Raw genomic sequence first — 16,654 nt, forward strand, 5'->3', positions numbered from 1 at the left:
CCGACAGGAGAGGGACTACGAAGAACAGGATGAACAAAGCAAACACTTCGCATCTAGTTTTCAGGGAATCAAGCCATCGTTTGACTGCGACAAGCGCGCAGGAAGGCGTAGCAAGACCGCATTTGGCGATGCGGACGGCCCTGTCCATAAAGACGTTAATAATGAGCTTGGAGAGATACCCAAGAGGCTCAAGGGGACCCTCTGCTAAGGGGTTAGACTGCGTAAGTGGTGCGAGGGTTCGAATCCCTCTCTCTCCGCCATCTCTATCTTACCTGAATGTGGCGGCGTAGCTCAGCTGGCTAGAGCGTANCTCTATCTTACCTGAATGTGGCGGCGTAGCTCAGCTGGCTAGAGCGTACGGTTCATACCCGTAAGGTCGGGGGTTCGATCCCCTCTGCCGCTACCATTATTTTTAATTCATACGCAATATTTTGATCATCAAGGGCGCTTAGCTCAGCTGGGAGAGCATCTGCCTTACAAGCAGAGGGTCGGCGGTTCGATCCCGTCAGCGCCCACCATTATCTAAACATGTACATGCCGTTGTAGCTCAACTGGTAGAGCAACTGACTTGTAATCAGTAGGTTGGGGGTTCAAGTCCTCTCGACGGCACCAGTAACAACCTCATATGGAGCTGTGGTGTAGAGGCCTAACATGCCTGCCTGTCACGCAGGAGACCGCGGGTTCGAATCCCGTCAGCTCCGCCATTTTCTTTTTTTGTTTGAAGGCTTATACGGCTCGGTAGCTCAGTCGGTAGAGCAGAGGACTGAAAATCCTCGTGTCGGCGGTTCGATTCCGTCCCGAGCCACCATTTACCTTCTAAAACCTTAATAAACCGGTGTTTATTAGGGAAAACCAAGGTAACGGCATTATGGAGGATTAGTGAAGTGGCTAAACACGGCAGACTGTAAATCTGCTCTCTTCGAGTTCGGTGGTTCGAATCCATCATCCTCCACCATTTCCATGAGGCATTAGCTCAGTTGGTAGAGCACCTGACTTTTAATCAGGGTGTCGTAGGTTCGAGTCCTACATGCCTCACCAGTTTTTTGACATGACAGAGCCCTTTAGGGGCTCTTTTTTCATATGTGACTTAAGGTGCACAATACAGTACTCAATGTGCGGTAGTTAGTGTCCAATACCATCCCTGCAGAAAAAAGCTTCCGAAGCTAAGACACCGGCTAACAAATAAAAACCTTCCCTTTGACCACAGGTAAAGGGAAGGTTTTTTGCTGTCTTTATTTGGCCGAAGCCAGCTCCATTCGTTTCGCTTTGCTTTTAATGTGATCGGCTGTACGGGCCGCTAACGCCATGACGGTGTTGGTCGGATTGGCTCCTCCGGACGTCACGAAAACGCTGGCATCGCATATGTATAAATTCGGAATATCATGCGATTGGCACTGCGCGTTTACGACCGATTGCTCCGGATCGCTACCCATGCGGCATCCTCCCATTAAGTGCCCGGTATCCTCGGTTACAAATTCGACCTTTCCTTCGGCTGCCCGCAGGATCGAGCTCATCGTTTCGACAGCATGCGTTATCAGTTTGCGGTCATTGTCGCCGTAGCTGAATGTAACTTTAGCGCGCGGGATGCCGTTGTCATCCTTATTGTCTGTAAGCGTAACGCGGTTCGATGCACTCGGAAGCACTTCGCCCACCATCGTAACCCTGCCGTAAAAATTGAAATCGAGCGCGGTTTGGCGGAGCTGTTTTCCCCACACCGGCGTACCTGTCATCTGGGATATTCCCTCTGCAAAACCGACCGGACGAGTACCGTGCGCATGCAGCGTATACCCACGCACATAACCGCGGCTGCGGTCCGTTTCATAAAACTGCTGGGTGCTTGCAAGTACGGGCGTTCCTTTGTACAGACGGATTTCTTCTTCAAATTTGGCATAGACGTCATTGCTGCTATGGGGCATGACCGCTTTTCCGACCCAGCCGCTGCTGTTAGCGAGTCCTTCGGGGAACATCGCATTCGCGGAATGAAGAAGAAGGCGCGGGTTTTCGACGACGAAGGCGGAGAGGATAACGATTTTCGCCCGCTGCTCGTAAGTGTTTCCGTTATGCACGAACGTTACGCCCTTGGCTAGCCCGTCTTTGCCCGTTAAAACTTGCGTCACCGTGCAGTCGGGCAGAACCTCGGCTCCGGCACGAATCGCTTTTGGAATATGGACGATAAGCGTGCTGAATTTGGCGTTCGGCATACAGCCCTGGTTGCAAAAGCCGCGGTTGATGCACGGCGGCCGGTCCTCGAACGGAGCGGACAAGATGGCAAGCGGCGTCACGGAGCTCTCGATCTGCAGCTTGCTGCAGCCGTTCTGAAACATATAGGCGTTCGGGCTTAGCGGATCGCGCTCCGGGTAAGGATAAGGCCCGCGAAAAGGTCCCCAAGGAAAATAGCGGGGTCCGGATACGGCGAGCTCTTTTTCGATTTTATCGTAGTAGGGCTCCAGGTCGGTATATCGGATCGGCCAATCTTCGGCGACGCCGTCCAGCGTGCGGACCATAAAATCGGATTCGTGGAAACGTAGAAATACGCCGGTAAAATGGACAGTGCCGCCTCCCACGCCGCGGCCGGAATTGTTATGCCCCAGCTTGATCGGATCATTGCCGTCTACAATCCGGGTATCCTGCCAAGCCAGGTTTTTCATGGACAACTCGTCGCTTGCGAAATCATTTTGCGGATCCCGCATCGGTCCGGCATCCAACACGACCACCCGCATGCCGGCTTCGCTCAGCTCCTTGGCCAATACGCCGCCGGCCGCCCCGGCTCCTACGATGACGGCATCGACTTCCTCGTTCGCATACTTTCGTTTTAGCACACAAGCCCCCGCCTTTCTTTCATAATGGCCCATAACATCATGTCATTCTGACGGCTTCCCAAGGGTCGGTTTGCCCGATTGCCGTCCGTACGTAGCCTCTCGGATAAGCAGGACCGCCGTAGCCCATCTCGGACCATACTTGGGGATGCGAGAAGTAAGCGTCAACCGTAAGCGACAGCAGCTTATGAAAAAGGTCCTTCGGCTTAACGATCCAATGTTCGCCGATGTCCAGCGTTCCTTCGCTCCAGTCCCTCACGAACTGCAGTTGAACGGCTTCCTCCAAGTCATAAAACGACCGTGTATGCTTGCCGAGGGTGAACGCCTCGATCGACTTCAAACCGTTGCGGACAAGCGTCCTTTCTTCGGGCACTCCGGCTTTGCGCTGCCCTTCTCCCACGGCTCGAGACAAGGTTTCGTCAATATGCCCGATGACAAACCGAATGATTTCCCCGCGGGAATCGTCGACCAGAAGCGCGCAGATCGAGCGGAGCAGCTCCGCTTCTTCGAGAGTGAGATACTTGTAATCCGTGGATCCGGTCAAACGGCTTTCGACGATTGTTTGCGTGTGGGGATCCCAGTTCGGTTTTTCCTTCATGACATCATAATCGGTGTAGTGAGTTGTTTGGGACATAGCGGCTACCCCCAGTAAACGGCTGCCAGCCCGAGTGCGCCGACGGCGGAAAATAAGAGCGGCTGAATAACTGGCGGACCGACTAGAAAATTGCGGGGCGCCCAGCCGCCTACTCGAATGCGGACACCGTGAAAATGGTAATAAAATCCGCCTATGCCGGCGACGATGGCGACCCACATGAGCAGAGCAAACAAGGTGAACAGCCATTCGCTTCTGGCCATGGCAAGCATGAGCCCCGTTATCGTGAAAATCGGCGATGCGACAACGGGAGCCCACATCGCTTTATGGTGGAAATTTTGCCGGTAATGCGACATCGTCACTTGCACGCCTATCAATAAATAGGCTATGGCGACGAATAAAATGAGAAACCGTTCGATCGTCCAGCCGGTCCAATTCATGAGTATCCTACCTTTCTATATAGGGAGGGTAATCTTTCCTGCCCACATTATCCCCGTTCTTCATACAAACCATCCGCGAAGTTCCTATCGGGGTATGAGAGCCAAATTTTACATGGGATATTGCATGAATCTTGTGTTAAACGGGGATTCTAGTTTTGGTTTGGACGGAAGACTGCATCTCAATTAACTCCAGGAGGTATTCAAGCGTTTTTATGAGGAAATGGATCAAGAGCAGTACGATGTGCGTAACAGCAGCACTGGCTCTGGCGTCAGGGTTGTTTGGGTATGAACGGTCGGCCGGTGCGGCAGCGGAACCGGTACCTGCGTCGGCAGGATCGGGAGCCGTAGCGAAGGCTTCGTACAAGCAAGCACGGAATGCGCATGCGGAGAGCTATATTTTTGACGCTTACGAGACGCTTCGATATCAATTGCCGGAGAAGCCGGATAGTCCGGAAGCGCTTGGAAAGCCCGCTGTCCGAACGCTGGGGGAGCTGGAAACCGGAGATGTCGTTTACTTCGGAGAAGGCGGGCAAGTTGACGAAAGAGGCATATATATCGGGAACGGAAAATATGTGAGCGACGCGGATAACCGCAGCGAACGGACGGTACAAAGCGTAGGCGCCGAACACGAGGCGCAGTTTCTCGGCGGCAGGCGTATTTTGTCCGACCGCGACAAGCTGCGAGTCAAGCTGATTCTCGATGCCAACGGCTATGTGGGAACGCCTTATGTCTATGGAGCGCCTTACGGTCAAACGAGAACGTTTGACTGCTCGTCTTTTACGAAGACGATATACAGTCAGAACGGCATCACGCTGCCGCGCGTTTCGCGGGATCAAGCGAGGCTGGGAACGCATGTAAGCAAGAGCGATCTGAAGACGGGCGATCTCGTCTTTTTTACGGATAAAAGCCCGAAAGGTCAAATCAGCCATGTCGGCATTTATGCGGGTGACGGCATGATGATCCATACATACCAGGACAAAGGCGTCACCTATTCAAGCATTAGAAATAACTGGTGGGCAAATCATTACGTGACGGCGCGCCGAATTATCGATTAAATCGTTTTTAACAAAATTTTATGGAAAATGAAACCCCTGTACCGCTCTTTGAAACGGCTTAGGGGTTTCTTTCGTATTGCAGAGCGGGTATCATATTACGTACAGGCAGTCGAATATGCTGATGTATGGGGATGCCTATGTAACCAGCGTTGGTTTCTCGGCAAACCTTGGAGGTATCGCTTATGGAATGGGAACGGATTAGAGTGCAGCTGGGGGCCATTTTACAAGCGCCGGTTCAGCTCGGCAAGCTGCAGCAGCAAGAGTGGGTCCGGCTGGCGCAGGAGCAGTCGGCAGGGAACAAGCCGGGTGCAAGCGTTACCGATAACGGGCAGCTATACTTTATGCTGGAATCCGCTGGCAGTCAAGCGAGCGTGTTTTCCGTTGAGGAGGTGCTGCTGACATCTGCCGAAAGGAAGCTTGTCGAACTGATGATCGAAGCTTGCCGGACGCAGGAGAAGCCCAAAATGTCCGCCGCCGGAGAAGATGAACGCAAGGCGAATCTCGTCAAGGATTGGTTTTATCGTCAGCTGGAGCTTGCGGATCCATACGGGGAAATGCCCGATTCGCTTGCCGCCCAATTGTCGATGTACGCTACCAAAATACCGCTGCTGCTTTACGGCGATTATTCGGATAACCGGAACGTGCAGTATCAGGATTTGAAGAAGCTGCTGGATTCGTTCTTCGACGCCGAGATCGTGCTTATTCCCTTGATGGATAAAGAGTGGCTGATACTCGGGTCCGAGCATTTGCTGTCGGAAAGCGGAGAAGACAGGGAGAACGACGGCGATGAAAGCCTCGAGGATTCGCTCGCTTCGATCTGCTCCGGCTTGTATGAGATGCTTTCCAGCGAATGGGTCGGGGAATGTCACTTATCCGTCCATTATCCGATCATTCCGGCCAAATCGCTGATGAGCACGATTCTGCAAATGCGCGAAACGATGGCGCTCGGGAGGACGTATGAGATCGGGAGCAGCATTCATCTGCCGTGGAAGCTGCATTTGGAGAAGCTTCTAATCGCGGTGCCCGAGACGGAGAAGCAAAAATTCGTGGAACGGGTTCTGAAGCACGTCGATCACATGCTCGATGCGGAGACGCAATCGACGCTGGAGCAGTTTTTCACTCTGGACTGCAATGTCAGCGAAACGGCCAAAAAGCTGTACATTCACCGCAACACGCTGTTGTACCGGTTGGATAAGTTCAAGCAAGAGACCGGACTTGACGTCCGGAATTTTACGGATGCCGTACTTGTGAAGGTAGCGATGCTTTTGTATAAAGTGACGAAAAGGAAGTAATTTTTTTGTACAGATTGTGCATAGCCATTTGGGCGCGGGTCAGTTAAGATAAGAATATACTTTTTGATAAACGAAATGTGGGAGGAATAGACATGGCAGGCGTACGCTTACACCATATTGTGAAGAAATATCCGGGTAACGATGAAGCAACGGTTAAAGACTTCCATCTCGACATTAAGGACAAGGAATTTGTTGTTCTTGTAGGTGGATCCGGTTGCGGTAAATCGACGACGCTGCGGATGATTGCCGGTCTTGAAGAAATTACTGCAGGCGAGCTGTACATCGGCGACCGCCTCGTAAACGACGTGGCTCCTAAAGACCGCGACATCGCGATGGTATTCCAATCGTACGCGCTGTATCCGCACATGAACGTTTATCAGAACATGGCGTTCGGATTGAAACTTCGTAAATTCAAAAAAGCCGACATCGACGCACGCGTTCGCGAAGCGGCTAAAATTCTCGATATCGAGCACTTGCTTGACCGTAAACCGAAAGCATTGTCCGGCGGACAACGTCAACGTGTCGCCCTCGGCCGTGCGATCGTTCGTGAGCCGCAAGTGTTCCTGATGGACGAACCGTTGTCCAACCTTGATGCTAAGCTCCGTGTTGCGATGCGTGCTGAGATCAGCAAGCTGCACAAACGCCTTGGCACAACCGTTATCTACGTAACGCATGACCAAACAGAAGCAATGACGATGGGCGAGCGGATCGTCGTTATGGAGAGCGGCGTTATTCAACAAGCGGCTACTCCTGAAGAAATCTACAACCACCCGGTCAACATGTTCGTAGCCGGCTTTATCGGATCGCCTTCGATGAACTTCATCACAGGCACATTGGCAGAGCAAAGCGGCTCCGTTCTGTTCAAAGCAAACGGCGTAAGCGTTGAACTTCCGGAAGGCAAAGCGAAAGTTCTTCGCGACAAAGGTTATGTAGGCAAAGAAATCGTCCTCGGCGTTCGTCCGGAAGACATCCACGAAGAGCCGATCTTCCTGGAAGGTTCCCCGAACACGATCGTGAACGCGTTCATCGAAGTTGCCGAGAACCTTGGTCACGAAATGTACCTGTACCTGAACGGCATGGGCAAAGATAGCGTAATCGCTCGTGTTGACGGCCGTGCAGGCTTCAAAGAAGGAACGAACGTTAAGCTTGCGCTCGACATGAACAAAGCGCACTTCTTCGATAAAGACTCGTCGCTTTCGATCTTCGCTAACTAATCGATCCGGCGTACCAAGAGGTCAGCTCATCAGAGCTGGCCTCTTTTTGAAAATATAAGACTTTATACGTTTTACATAACAAGCGCTAATATTTCAACGGTAAACGCGCGCGTCCCAGCTTCTGCTTACGAAGTTGCTTTCTTCGAAAGTGTTTAGGACGGCGAAACCGTTTATCCTTGAATCTCTGGAAGATTAACCTTGCCGATTGTTCGATGTCCCGGTAAACGACAACTTCACTCGGAAAAAACGTCGCAGCCGTTTATCCTTGGTTGATTTCATCTTCCAATTGAATTACGATGGAATTATCGTTGAAAAAATCGGGTTCGATTTCATAAATGGTTCCTGACAGCAAGCAAATGCCATCGAGCGTTCGAGTGGGGACGCAGGGCGTATCGGAGAGGAGTCTGGGGAGATGCCTAAAAAAATAAAGGTGTCAGACCTTGTGCAGCGGTTTTCGATGGAGGTCGTGTGCGGCGAGGCGGGATTAAAGCGTGTGATTACGGTTTCCGATTTGTATCGTCCCGGACTTGAGCTTGCGGGATATTTCAATTATCATCCCCGCGAACGGGTACAAATTTTGGGTAGAACGGAGCTTGCTTTCTTCGAAACGCTTACCATAGAAGAACGCAAAGAGCGAATGGGACTGCTTTGTTCGGAGGAAACGCCGTGTATATGCGTAACGCGGGGGCTGACGGTTCCCGAGGAGCTGATTGAAATTGCGACGGAACGCGGATTTACGGTGCTTCGCAGCAACCACCCGACGACTACGCTCTCCGGCAATATAACGGATTTCCTAGAGGGCCGATTGGCGCCATCCACGACGATACACGGCGTTCTCGTTGACGTATACGGAATCGGGATGCTCATTTCGGGAACGAGCGGAATCGGGAAAAGCGAGACGGCGCTTGAACTCGTCAAACGCGGTCACCGGTTGATAGCCGATGATGCGGTAGAAATTCGGCAAACGGCTGAAAATATTTTAATCGGCAATGCGCCGGATTTGATCAAACACCTGCTCGAAATACGCGGCGTCGGCATCATCAATGTCATGACGCTATTCGGTGCCGGCGCGATCCGGACGAATATGAAAATCAACGTCGTCGTCAAGCTGGAAACCTGGCAGCAGGATAAGCAGTACGATAGGCTGGGGCTTGACGAGGAGCTGACGCGCATTATCGATACCGATCTTCCGCTTGTCACGATACCGGTTCGTCCGGGACGGAACTTGGCGGTCATCATCGAGGTTGCGGCAATGAACTATCGTCTTAAGCGGATGGGCTACAATGCGGCGCTTCAATTTACGAACAGGCTTACGGAAACGCTCAACAACGAAGACGTATACGAAAACGAGACCTAAAACGGACGGAGAGGAGCTTTACCTATGGCTTTAAGCTTAAACCCGATCGCCTTTTCATTGGGTCCGATTCCGGTCCACTGGTACGGTATCATTCTGGGGTCCGCTGCGCTTTTCGGGTTGTTTCTGGCGATTCGCGAAGGCAAGCGTTTCGGGATTCCATCCGACTTCTTCATGGACTTGTTGTTGATCGGCGTACCCTCGGCTATCATTGGAGCGCGTATCTACTATGTGGCGTTCAAGTGGGACTATTATAGCCAAAATCCCGCGGAGATCATCCAAATTTGGCAGGGCGGCATTGCGATATACGGCGCTTTAATCGGCGCAATCATCGCGGCGTTTTTCTATGTGCGGGCGAAAGGCTACAACTTCTGGCGCATCGTCGATATATGCGCGCCCGGTTTGATCGCCGGGCAAATGATCGGGCGCTGGGGAAACTTTATGAACCAGGAAGCGCACGGCGGGGAAGTGACGGAGTCATTCCTGCGCGACACGCTGCATCTGCCTAACTTTATCGTGAATCAAATGAATATCGACGGGGTATATTACCATCCGACCTTTCTCTATGAATCGGTTTGGAATTTAGCGGGTCTGCTGCTTCTGTTCGTTTTGCGCCGGAGACCGTTCCTGCGGGCGGGCGAGCAATTCATGGCTTACTTCATCTGGTACGGGCTCGGCCGTTTCTTCATTGAAGCGCTGCGGACGGACAGCCTGGCATTCACCGGCCCGGATTGGCTAGCGGCCGTCGTTCGCGGTTTATGGTCGCCAATGACGATCTTGTTCGAGGAAGGCAATATGTCATACGGAAACATCCGCGTTTCTCAGATGCTCAGCGTGTTGATCATCATCGGCGCTATTTTATTTATTGTGATTCGCCGGGTTAAAGGGTATGCGGCGGTCCGGTATGCCGATCCGATCGTTTCGAGCAAAGCTCCGTCAGATCCGGCTGCGGACACGAAGCCAGGCCGGAAAGACGAGCAAAGCGGCAGTGCAGGCGATGGCGCGGCGGATCGCGTATAAACGGTATACGATCCGGTCGTACTAACGTCGTAATGCCCCGGACAAATGTTCGGCTGGATGGAAGGAAGTCAGCAAGGGAGTGCAGCAATGATTAAAACCATATTGTTTGATTTGGACGGGACGATTGTCAATACAAACGAGCTCATTATCGCAAGCTTTCTGCATGCGCTTGAAGGACAAACCCCCGGACCCTTTACGCGCGAGCATATCGTACCGAATATGGGCAGACCGCTGGTTGAGCAGATGCGTCATTTTAGCGGGCGGGAGCAAGTCGAAGACCTTGTTCAGGCATATCGCGAGTACAATATCCGGAGGCATGACGAGCTGGTCGAGGAGTTTCCTTACGTGCGCGAGGTGCTGGGAGAGCTGCACGCCGCCGGCATCCGGATGGGCGTTGTGACGAGCAAAATACGGCTGACGACCCAAATGGGGCTAAAGCTGCTTAAATTGGACGAGTACTTGAACGTTATCGTTACGGTGGAAGACGTAAAGGAGCCGAAGCCGAGTCCGGAGGGTATTTTGCAGGCGATGGGTGAGCTTGGTGCGGAACCGGCCTCTACGCTGATGGTCGGCGACAGCCAATACGATATTTTGGCGGCGCAGCGAGCAGGCGTGAAAGCGGCCGGGGTGGCCTGGACGCTGAAAGGGGAAGCGTTCCTGCAGGAATACAATCCTGACTTTATGCTCCATGATATGCGCGAGCTGCTCGCATTGGCCGGTTTGTCCGAAGCGGGGCGTAAAGCATAATTTGATCATTAGGCGGCTGTCGCGTTATCGTTGCCGGCAGCCGTTATGACAGGCGGCAGCAAGCTGACGTGAAGAGGGATGAAGAGTGAGAAACGTTCAGCGTTATCCGACCGAAGGGCCGAACGCGCTCTGGCAAGTATACACCACCGTAAGCAAATGGAAGACGATACGGAATTTCGTGTTTATCCAACTGACGCGATACTCCCCCTCCCTGCGCTTCAAAAACTGGGTTTATCGGAATGTGCTCGGTATGAAGGTCGGGAAACATACGTCTTTCGCGCTGATGGTGATGGTCGACGTCTTTTTTCCGGAGAAAATAAGCGTAGGCAACAATTCGATCATCGGCTACAATACGACGATTCTTGCGCACGAATACTTGATTCGCGAGTACAGGCTAGGCGAGGTTCGGATCGGCTCCAATGTGATGATCGGCGCCAATACGACGATTTTACCGGGCGTCACGATCGGCGATAATGCGGTTGTGGGCGCCGGCTCCGTCGTCCATAAAGACGTAGCGGCCGGAAGCTTTGTCGCGGGAAATCCGCTGAGGGTTATTCGCGAGAGCGGGGTATCCGGCGATACATAAGATTAGAGAGGGGGGCGTCGAGCCTCTCTCTTGTTTGCTTTTAGGGCGGCGATGGACGGAGATTGACGCTTGTTCGCATCCGTGATAAACTAGCCATTACATTTTTTGTTTCCTTTAATTTATTAGCATATTAGTATGGTCACATGGTAGCGCACTAAAGCGCTTTGTGATATACTGTTTGTAAATGGAATTCGTGTCGAGGTGAATGCAATGTCGAAGCCAAAAGTGTTTGAAAAACCGACCGGCGTGAAGGACTACTTGCCGGAAGCCGTCGCCAAGCTTCGCAGCATCGAGTTTCGGGTGCTCGGCTGCATGGAACGCTGGGGGTACAGCCAAATCGTGACGCCGACGTTGGAGTTTTACGATACGGTGGGCGCCGCCAGCTCTACGTCCGACAATAAGCTGTTCAAGCTTCTCGATCAGAACGGAAGAACGCTGGTGCTGCGCTCCGACATCACCGCACCGATCGCCCGTGTAGTGGCGTCGCTGCTCAAAACGGAGCCTCTGCCTGTCCGGCTTTCGTATCACGCGAACGTGTTCCGCACATTCGAGGAGGAAGCGGGACGCGAGTCGGAGTTTTACCAAACCGGCGTCGAGCTGGTCGGCGACCCTTCATCGGAAGCGGACGCGGAAGTGATCGCACTGGCGATTGCGTCGCTGCAGGCGGCCGGCGTGCAGCGTTTCAAGATCGCGCTCGGGCATGTGGGCTTTCTGAACGGGCTGTTCAACGAGACGTTGGAAGGGCGCGACGAGGAACAGACGGCGCTGAAGGAGCGTCTTTTGAACCGCGATTATGTCGGCTACCGGAAGCTGATCCGCGATTTTGCGCTTGAGGATACGAAGCGGGCGGAGCTGGAAAGTATTTTGCGGCTGCGCGGCGGGGATGAAATATGCGAGCAAGCGCGGTCGGTGACGAGGGATCCGCAGGCTCAGCAGTCGCTGACGCATTTGTGCGAGGTATGGGACGTGCTTAAAGCTTACGGCGTCAGCGAGCATGTTGTCATCGATTTGACGATGATCGGCAATTTTTCTTATTATACGGGGATGACTTTCGAGGGTTATGCGGCCGATCACGGTTTTCCGGTATGCAGCGGCGGGCGCTACGACAACCTGCTCGCCCAGTTCGGCAGACCGGCCCCGGCTACGGGGTTCGCGCTCAAGACGAACCGGATCATGGAGGTCGCCGGCGGCGAAATCGAGCAGCCGTATAAGGTACTGATCTTATACGATGCGAATCACCGCGAAGAAGCGTTCCGCTGCGCCAAGGAAATGCGCGGCCGCGAAGGCTTGAAGGTGGAGACGCGGCGCATCGAGAACGAGAGCGAAGGCGACAGCATGAAGCTGGTAGCCGAGGGCGTCTACGAGTATGACGGGCAGCGGTACGGAGACATAATATCGTTTTTCTAGCGGCCGTGCTTCCGTTTTCTATCGGAATATTCGGCGGATTCTTACGTATATGAAGTTAATTTTCCTGGCGGAAGGTTAGTAGGAGGTGCTCCCTTGCAACAACTATTGAAGGTTGCCATGCCGAAGGGGCGGATAAACAAATCTGCGATCAAGCTTTTGCAGGATGCCGGTTATGCGATACCGGACGATCTTGAGGATTCGCGCAAGCTGATTATTTCGGCTCCCGAAGTGGGCATGGAATTTATTATGGCAAAACCTGTCGACGTGGCGACTTATGTCGAATATGGCGTTTCGGACATCGGGATCGTCGGCAAGGACGTGCTGATGGAAGAAGACCGCGACGTTTACGAGCTGCTCGATTTGGGTATCGCGCGCTGCAGGATGTCGGTCATCGGATTGCCGGATTGGACGCCGGTCATGAACCCGCGCGTAGCGACGAAGTATCCGAATGTCGCTTCCCGCTATTTTCGGGAGCGCGGTCAGCAGGTTGACGTTATTAAGCTGAACGGCTCGATCGAGCTGGCGCCGCTGATCGGCTTGGCCGACCGGATCGTCGATATGGTCGAGACCGGGCGCACGCTGCAGGAGAACGGTCTCGTCGAGCTGGAATCGATTTTCCCGATCACAAGCAGGCTGATTGCCAACCGCGTCAGCTATCGGATGAAGAACGACGCAATTCAGCAGCTGTGCGACAGGCTGCAGACGGTTATAGGCGAGCCTGTGCTGTAACCGGCATGCACGCGTACGCATGCGAACGGCGAAGAGAAAGCTATATGAAGTTGAACGAAAGACAGATACGTGAAAAGAACCAAAGATAGCGATTGTATAAGGAAGGAGGCCGGACCGATGCGGATTATGCCGGCTCAACAGTTTTCAATTACGAGAGAAGTGGAATACGGCTCGCCGGAGCAGAACGAATCTGTGCAGAGGATCATCAAACGGGTGCGTGAAGAAGGCGATGCGGCGCTTCGCGCTTACGCCAAGGAGTTCGACGGCATACAAGTGGGCGAGCTGCGAGTAACCCAGGAAGAATTAAACGACGCTTACGCGAAGGTGGACGCGGTATTTCTCGAGGCGATTCGCGAAGCGGCTGCGAACATCCGTTCTTTCCACGAGAAGCAGAAGCGGAACTCGTGGGTAGATATGCAGCCGGACGGTACGGTGCTCGGGCAAGTCATTCGGCCGCTTAAGCGGATCGGTATTTACGTTCCCGGCGGAAAGGCGGCTTACCCGTCCTCGGTGCTGATGAACGCGATTCCCGCGCAGGTAGCCGGGGTACCGGAAATCGTTATGGTAACGCCGCCGGCAACTGCAGGCGAAGAAGGCGTGAACCCATATATTCTGGTCGCGGCAGCCGAAGTCGGCATCCGCGAAATATACCGCGTCGGCGGCGCGCAAGCGGTCGCTGCGCTCGCATACGGCACGGAGTCGATCGCTCCGGTCGACAAAATCGTCGGACCGGGCAACATTTACGTGGCGCTTGCCAAACGCAGCGTGTTCGGCGCCGTCGATATCGACAGTATCGCCGGACCTAGCGAGATCGTCGTGCTGGCGGATGAAACGGCCGATCCGGCTTATGTAGCGGCCGACCTGCTGTCGCAGGCGGAGCACGACGAGATGGCTTCGGCCGTGCTCGTGACGACGTCGGAGCGGCTCGCAGGCGAGGTGCAGGCCGAGGTGGCCCGCCAGCTCGAGGAGCTGCCGCGCAAGGCGATCGCGGCCCAATCGATCCGCGATTACGGCGCGATCCTGACGGTCGGCAGCCTGAGCGAAGGCATCGACGTCGTCAACCGGCTTGCGCCGGAGCATTTGGAGCTGATGATTGCGGAGCCGTGGAATTCGATCGGCTTGATCGAGAACGCCGGCGCCATTTTCCTCGGGCCTTACAGCTCGGAGCCGGTCGGCGATTATTTCGCGGGGCCGAATCATATTTTGCCGACGAACGGAACCGCGCGTTTCTCGTCGCCGCTTAATGTGGACGATTTCTTGAAGAAATCGAGCGTCATTTCCTACAGCAAGCAAGCGCTGCTGGCGAACGGACGCAAAATTGTGGCGCTCGCCGAGCACGAAGGGCTTCAGGGCCATGCGCGGGCGATTCAGGTGCGACTTGACAAGGAGGGCAATTAACGATGGCGGAAAGAAAAGGCGGCATTTCGCGCAAAACGAACGAAACGGACATTCAGCTCAGCTTTAACGTTGACGGTTCGGGAATTTCGGAAATCGAAACGGACGTACCGTTTCTGAATCATATGCTCGACTTGTTTACGAAGCACGGCCAATTCGATTTGCAAGTAAAGGCGCAGGGCGATATCGATATCGACGATCACCATACGGTCGAAGATATCGGCATTTGCCTCGGACATGCGCTGCGCGAAGCGCTCGGCGACAAGAAAGGCATCAAGCGCTACGCTAACGTATTCATTCCGATGGACGAGGCGCTCGCCCAGGTCGTGATCGACGTGAGCAACCGTCCGCATTTTGAATACCGGGCACAGTACCCGTCGGCGCAGGTCGGCAGCTTCACCACGGAGCTGGTACACGAGTTCTTGTGGAAGCTCGCGCTTGAGGCGCGCATTACGCTGCATGTCATTGTGCACTATGGCCACAATACGCATCATATGGTCGAGGCGGTGTTCAAGGCGCTCGGACGCGCGATCGACGAGGCGACGACGATCGACCCGCGGGTGAAAGGCGTTCCGTCGACGAAGGGAGTGCTGTAACCCGTGATAGCGATTATCGACTACGGGATGGGCAACCTTCACAGCGTCAGCAAAGCGGTCGAACGGCTCGGGGTCGAAGCGAAGGTCACCTCCGACGAGCGGGAAATCATGTCTTCGGAAGGCGCGATACTGCCGGGCGTAGGCGCCTTTGGCGACGCGATGGACAATTTGCGGCAAACGGGTCTCCATGATGCCGTTCTTCATTATGCTGCTACAGGCAAGCCTCTTCTCGGCATTTGTCTGGGGATGCAGCTGCTGTTTACCGAAAGCGAGGAGCACGGCAGCCACAAAGGCTTGAATTTGCTTCCGGGCAGCGTGGTTCGTTTTCGGGGCGACTATAAAGTGCCGCATATGGGCTGGAACCGGCTTGAGTTTCGGCAAGCCAGTCCTTTGTTCGCCGAGGCGGAGCAAGGGCATGTGTATTTCGTCCATTCTTATCACGTCAAGCCGGAGAGGGCGTCGGACTTGCTTGCCACTACCGATTACCACCAGCAGGTGACGGCGATCGTCGGCCGCGGCAACGTGTTCGGCATGCAGTTTCATCCGGAAAAGAGCGGTGCTCTCGGCATCAAGCTGCTCGGCAACTTCCTTAGGATAACGGAACACACTTCAATAGAAGCAGGGAACGCATAATGAAATTCAGGCCGTGTATCGATATCCATCAAGGCAAGGTAAAGCAGATCGTCGGCGAAACGCTGCAGCAGGACGCCAGCCGCGTCGTGGAAAATTTCGTCTCCAGTCAATCGCCGGGCTATTATGCGCGGATGTACCGAGAGGATCGCTTGACCGGCGGACATATCATTATGCTGGGCGGCGGCAATGAAGAGGCAGCCGAGGAAGCCCTGCGCGCTTATCCCGGCGGCTTGCAGATCGGCGGCGGCATTAAGGCGGACAATGCGGCCCGTTATATCGAGCTGGGCGCTTCGCACGTTATTGTAACCTCCTATATTTTTCAAGACGGCAAGCTTCAAATGGACAATTTGGACGCTATCGCGGCTAAGGTCGGCAAAGATCGTCTGGTGATCGACTTGAGCTGCAAGGAGCGGGACGGCAAATATTACGTAGTCACAAACCAGTGGCGGACCTTCAGCGATTTCGAGGTGAACGCTGCCGGTATCGCGCAATTGGAAGCATACTGCGATGAATTTCTCATTCATGCCGTGGACGTAGAGGGCAAACGCGAGGGCGTGCAGGAACGGCTCGCCGCGCAGCTGGCGGAATGGACGACGATTCCGACGACTTATGCGGGGGGCGCCAGATCGCTGGCCGATCTCGAACGGTTCCGCAGCATTACGGGCGGCAGGCTCGACATTACGATCGGCAGCGCGCTGGATATATTCGGCGGACAGCTTCCGTACCGCGATGTGGTGGAGTTCTGCCGAGCCGGAACGGAATAACCAAGGGCTGCGAG

17 protein-coding genes and 8 tRNA genes are annotated in these 16,654 nt (G+C 54.1%); 22 read left to right on the top strand and 3 right to left on the bottom strand.

Annotated features, from left to right (window positions below; genetic code table 11):
* The 9 genes from DQG23_RS43330 to DQG23_RS39990 all read left to right on the top strand — a co-directional run.
* A partial coding sequence (locus DQG23_RS43330) for a hypothetical protein (RefSeq protein WP_238178247.1) occupies positions 1-208 on the top strand: 208 nt, incomplete at its 5' end.
* Positions 170-260, top strand: a tRNA-Ser gene (locus DQG23_RS39955). The genes DQG23_RS43330 and DQG23_RS39955, both read left to right, overlap by 39 nt.
* Positions 261-329: 69 nt before the next feature.
* Positions 330-406: transfer RNA gene (locus DQG23_RS39960), tRNA-Met, on the top strand.
* Positions 407-442: 36 nt separating this feature from the next.
* A tRNA-Val gene (locus tag DQG23_RS39965) sits at positions 443-518 on the top strand.
* 18 nt (positions 519-536) lie between these two features.
* Positions 537-612 (top strand) — tRNA-Thr (locus DQG23_RS39970).
* 15 nt (positions 613-627) lie between these two features.
* Positions 628-704: transfer RNA gene (locus DQG23_RS39975), tRNA-Asp, on the top strand.
* 28 nt (positions 705-732) lie between these two features.
* Positions 733-808 (top strand) — tRNA-Phe (locus DQG23_RS39980).
* Between the two features lie 62 nt (positions 809-870).
* A tRNA-Tyr gene (locus DQG23_RS39985) sits at positions 871-955 on the top strand.
* A gap of 7 nt (positions 956-962) precedes the next feature.
* A tRNA-Lys gene (locus tag DQG23_RS39990) sits at positions 963-1,038 on the top strand.
* A gap of 194 nt (positions 1,039-1,232) precedes the next feature.
* On the opposite strand, the gene DQG23_RS39995 is transcribed toward DQG23_RS39990, so the two are convergent.
* Genes DQG23_RS39995 through DQG23_RS40005 form a run of 3 tightly spaced genes read right to left on the bottom strand, consistent with a single transcriptional unit; the run spans position 1,233 to position 3,848 of the window.
* Positions 1,233-2,819 (bottom strand): GMC family oxidoreductase, encoded by a 1,587-nt coding sequence (locus DQG23_RS39995; RefSeq protein WP_238178248.1) that lies wholly within the window; start codon positions 2,817-2,819, stop codon positions 1,233-1,235.
* A gap of 37 nt (positions 2,820-2,856) precedes the next feature.
* Entirely contained in the window at positions 2,857-3,450 is a 594-nt protein-coding gene (locus DQG23_RS40000; protein WP_113036649.1) for a gluconate 2-dehydrogenase subunit 3 family protein, read from the bottom strand.
* A gap of 5 nt (positions 3,451-3,455) precedes the next feature.
* On the bottom strand, positions 3,456-3,848 hold the full coding sequence (locus tag DQG23_RS40005; RefSeq protein ID WP_113036650.1) for a hypothetical protein: 393 nt from the start codon (positions 3,846-3,848) through the stop codon (positions 3,456-3,458).
* A 239-nt stretch (positions 3,849-4,087) separates the two neighbouring features.
* Between DQG23_RS40005 and DQG23_RS40010 the strand changes: the two genes are divergently transcribed.
* The 13 genes from DQG23_RS40010 (at position 4,088) to hisA (ending at position 16,640) form a co-directional block, all read left to right on the top strand.
* Positions 4,088-4,903 carry an NlpC/P60 family protein gene (locus DQG23_RS40010; protein WP_158560951.1) on the top strand — a complete coding sequence of 272 codons (816 nt, stop codon included), beginning with the start codon at positions 4,088-4,090 and terminating at the stop codon, positions 4,901-4,903.
* 182 nt (positions 4,904-5,085) lie between these two features.
* On the top strand, positions 5,086-6,195 hold the full coding sequence (locus DQG23_RS40015; RefSeq protein WP_113036652.1) for a PucR family transcriptional regulator: 1,110 nt from the start codon (positions 5,086-5,088) through the stop codon (positions 6,193-6,195).
* A gap of 92 nt (positions 6,196-6,287) precedes the next feature.
* A complete protein-coding gene (locus tag DQG23_RS40020; RefSeq protein ID WP_113036653.1) occupies positions 6,288-7,409 on the top strand; it encodes an ABC transporter ATP-binding protein in 1,122 nt (373 codons plus the stop codon).
* Between the two features lie 412 nt (positions 7,410-7,821).
* Positions 7,822-8,766 carry an HPr(Ser) kinase/phosphatase gene (gene hprK / locus DQG23_RS40025; RefSeq protein WP_113036654.1) on the top strand — a complete coding sequence of 315 codons (945 nt, stop codon included), beginning with the start codon at positions 7,822-7,824 and terminating at the stop codon, positions 8,764-8,766.
* A 24-nt stretch (positions 8,767-8,790) separates the two neighbouring features.
* Positions 8,791-9,783, top strand: a complete 993-nt coding sequence (gene lgt, locus DQG23_RS40030) for a prolipoprotein diacylglyceryl transferase (RefSeq protein ID WP_113036655.1) — start codon at positions 8,791-8,793, stop codon at positions 9,781-9,783.
* An 87-nt stretch (positions 9,784-9,870) separates the two neighbouring features.
* Positions 9,871-10,530, top strand: coding sequence for a pyrophosphatase PpaX (gene ppaX / locus DQG23_RS40035; protein ID WP_113036656.1), 660 nt, complete (start codon positions 9,871-9,873; stop codon positions 10,528-10,530).
* An 85-nt stretch (positions 10,531-10,615) separates the two neighbouring features.
* Entirely contained in the window at positions 10,616-11,116 is a 501-nt protein-coding gene (locus tag DQG23_RS40040; protein WP_113036657.1) for an acyltransferase, read from the top strand.
* Between the two features lie 210 nt (positions 11,117-11,326).
* On the top strand, positions 11,327-12,523 hold the full coding sequence (locus DQG23_RS40045; RefSeq protein WP_113036658.1) for an ATP phosphoribosyltransferase regulatory subunit: 1,197 nt from the start codon (positions 11,327-11,329) through the stop codon (positions 12,521-12,523).
* A gap of 93 nt (positions 12,524-12,616) precedes the next feature.
* Positions 12,617-13,252 (top strand): ATP phosphoribosyltransferase, encoded by a 636-nt coding sequence (hisG, locus tag DQG23_RS40050; protein WP_113036659.1) that lies wholly within the window; start codon positions 12,617-12,619, stop codon positions 13,250-13,252.
* A 117-nt stretch (positions 13,253-13,369) separates the two neighbouring features.
* Entirely contained in the window at positions 13,370-14,650 is a 1,281-nt protein-coding gene (hisD, locus tag DQG23_RS40055) for a histidinol dehydrogenase (protein ID WP_113036660.1), read from the top strand.
* 2 nt (positions 14,651-14,652) lie between these two features.
* On the top strand, positions 14,653-15,243 hold the full coding sequence (gene hisB / locus DQG23_RS40060) for an imidazoleglycerol-phosphate dehydratase HisB (RefSeq protein WP_113036661.1): 591 nt from the start codon (positions 14,653-14,655) through the stop codon (positions 15,241-15,243).
* Between the two features lie 3 nt (positions 15,244-15,246).
* Positions 15,247-15,876, top strand: coding sequence for an imidazole glycerol phosphate synthase subunit HisH (gene hisH / locus DQG23_RS40065; RefSeq protein ID WP_113036662.1), 630 nt, complete (start codon positions 15,247-15,249; stop codon positions 15,874-15,876).
* Complete coding sequence (hisA, locus tag DQG23_RS40070; protein ID WP_113036663.1) at positions 15,876-16,640, top strand: phosphoribosylformimino-5-aminoimidazole carboxamide ribotide isomerase; 765 nt, start codon at positions 15,876-15,878, stop codon at positions 16,638-16,640. The genes hisH and hisA overlap by 1 nt, the downstream gene beginning before the upstream one ends.
* Positions 16,641-16,654 lie beyond the last annotated feature (14 nt).

Source organism: Paenibacillus contaminans, assembly GCF_003285015.1.
GTDB lineage: Bacteria > Bacillota > Bacilli > Paenibacillales > NBRC-103111 > Paenibacillus_V > Paenibacillus_V contaminans.

Coding starts and splice junctions, on each gene's coding strand:
- DQG23_RS40000 (WP_113036649.1), bottom strand. CDS start 3,450: ATGTCCCAAACAACTCACTACACCGATTATGATGTCATGAAGGAAAAA.
- DQG23_RS40005 (WP_113036650.1), bottom strand. CDS start 3,848: ATGAATTGGACCGGCTGGACGATCGAACGGTTTCTCATTTTATTCGTC.
- DQG23_RS40010 (WP_158560951.1), top strand. CDS start 4,088: ATGTGCGTAACAGCAGCACTGGCTCTGGCGTCAGGGTTGTTTGGGTAT.
- DQG23_RS40015 (WP_113036652.1), top strand. CDS start 5,086: ATGGAATGGGAACGGATTAGAGTGCAGCTGGGGGCCATTTTACAAGCG.
- DQG23_RS40020 (WP_113036653.1), top strand. CDS start 6,288: ATGGCAGGCGTACGCTTACACCATATTGTGAAGAAATATCCGGGTAAC.
- hprK (WP_113036654.1), top strand. CDS start 7,822: ATGCCTAAAAAAATAAAGGTGTCAGACCTTGTGCAGCGGTTTTCGATG.
- lgt (WP_113036655.1), top strand. CDS start 8,791: ATGGCTTTAAGCTTAAACCCGATCGCCTTTTCATTGGGTCCGATTCCG.
- ppaX (WP_113036656.1), top strand. CDS start 9,871: ATGATTAAAACCATATTGTTTGATTTGGACGGGACGATTGTCAATACA.
- DQG23_RS40045 (WP_113036658.1), top strand. CDS start 11,327: ATGTCGAAGCCAAAAGTGTTTGAAAAACCGACCGGCGTGAAGGACTAC.
- hisD (WP_113036660.1), top strand. CDS start 13,370: ATGCGGATTATGCCGGCTCAACAGTTTTCAATTACGAGAGAAGTGGAA.
- hisB (WP_113036661.1), top strand. CDS start 14,653: ATGGCGGAAAGAAAAGGCGGCATTTCGCGCAAAACGAACGAAACGGAC.
- hisA (WP_113036663.1), top strand. CDS start 15,876: ATGAAATTCAGGCCGTGTATCGATATCCATCAAGGCAAGGTAAAGCAG.